The organism is Enterobacter sp. C6, from assembly GCF_008122455.1.
Lineage (GTDB): Bacteria > Pseudomonadota > Gammaproteobacteria > Enterobacterales > Enterobacteriaceae > Enterobacter > Enterobacter pseudoroggenkampii.
Genome location: NZ_QPFW01000030.1, coordinates 1 through 906, shown reverse-complemented (window position 1 = coordinate 906; position 906 = coordinate 1). Strand labels below are relative to the sequence as shown.

At 65.0% G+C, this 906-nt stretch carries 1 protein-coding gene; it reads right to left on the bottom strand.

Going from position 1 to position 906, the window contains the following annotated elements; genetic code table 11:
• A partial coding sequence (locus tag DOU50_RS00180) for an Ig-like domain-containing protein (RefSeq protein WP_148768453.1) occupies nucleotides 1–906 on the bottom strand: 906 nt, incomplete at both ends.

The window sequence follows — 906 nt, the reverse complement described above, 5'->3', positions numbered from 1 at the left end:
TGATGACCAGCTTATCGCCGACGCTCGCGCCGGTTGCCGTGCCGCTGACAATCTGCGCCTGCCCGTGCTCCACGCTGTTGATGACGTCATCGCCCGCGACAGCGTTAAAGCTGACGGTCGGCGGCGTGGTATCAAGCGTAATCGCTTTGCCCGCGCTGCCCGGGTTACCCGCTGCGTCGCTCACGCTGACCTGCACGGTGTAGCCGTTATCCGCCAGTGCGGACAGGTCGGTGCCCGGCACGTTCACGCTCCAGATACCACCCTGCTGCACCTGGGCGGTATAGCTCTTACCGCCCAGCGTCACGGTGACCGTCTGCCCGACTTCCGCCGTGGTGGTGCCGGAAATGGCCACGCCCGCAGACGCTTCGCTGGCGTTAATCACGTTGTCGCCAGCGACCGTATCAATGCTCACGGTTGGCGCAGTCGCGTCCACGCTGTACTCCCGGCCCGCCGTGGCGCTGTTGCCGTGCGCGTTGGTGACGCTCACCTGCACGCTGGCGTCACCGTCCTTCAGGCCCGCGAGATCCGCAGACGGCACGGTGGCCGTCCAGTTGCCATCAGCATCCACTTTTGCGGTATACGTCTTGCCGCCGAAGGTGATGGTGACGGTCTGGTTTTCCTCCACGTTCGAGGTGCTGCCGGAGAGCACCAGATCCGCGCCTTTCTCCGCCGTGTTAATCACGTCGTCGGTGGCAATCGCATCGATGCTGATAGCGACTGCCGCCAGATCCACCGTTACGTCATGGCTGATGGTCACCGGGTTGCCCGCCGCGCTCTGGCCCGCAACGGTGACGGTGACCGTACCTGCTGCGAAGGCCCCGACGTCTGCCGTCGGGATCGCCGCGCTCCAGGAACCGTCTGCCAGCACGGAGGCCGCATAGGTTTTGCCATTGACGGTCACGGTGA